At 62.7% G+C, this 279-nt stretch carries 1 pseudogene; it reads left to right on the top strand.

From position 1 onward, the window contains the following. Window positions 1–23: 23 nt before the first annotated feature. A pseudogene (locus SB765_RS29175) lies at window positions 24–279 on the top strand (hypothetical protein); the annotation flags it as partial.

Below are 279 nucleotides of genomic sequence, written 5' to 3'. Positions count from 1 at the left end.
CTCCCATTAATCGGAGTTTCCCCATGGATCAGACCATCTACGGCGCAGGCCTGGCCAGCTATCCCGCTGGCGTGAAACTGCAGACGAGCGTCTACGCGACAAACCGTCGGCCGGCCTTCACGCTGCTGTGCGCGGATGACGGCATGCCATACGGCACCCTCACCGTGAACGTTCCCCATATCGATCTTGCTTCGGACGAGATTCTCGTTTCGGCCGACTGGAACCTGCCCGCCGAACTCAAGGCGGCGCTGCTGGCCACCGGCAAGTTCGCGCCCACAG

It is taken from the genome of Pseudomonas sp. SIMBA_067 (genome assembly GCF_046534675.1).
Lineage (GTDB): Bacteria > Pseudomonadota > Gammaproteobacteria > Pseudomonadales > Pseudomonadaceae > Aquipseudomonas > Aquipseudomonas putida.
Note: the sequence above shows the minus strand (reverse complement) of the source record. Positions and strands in the feature narration are given on the sequence as shown.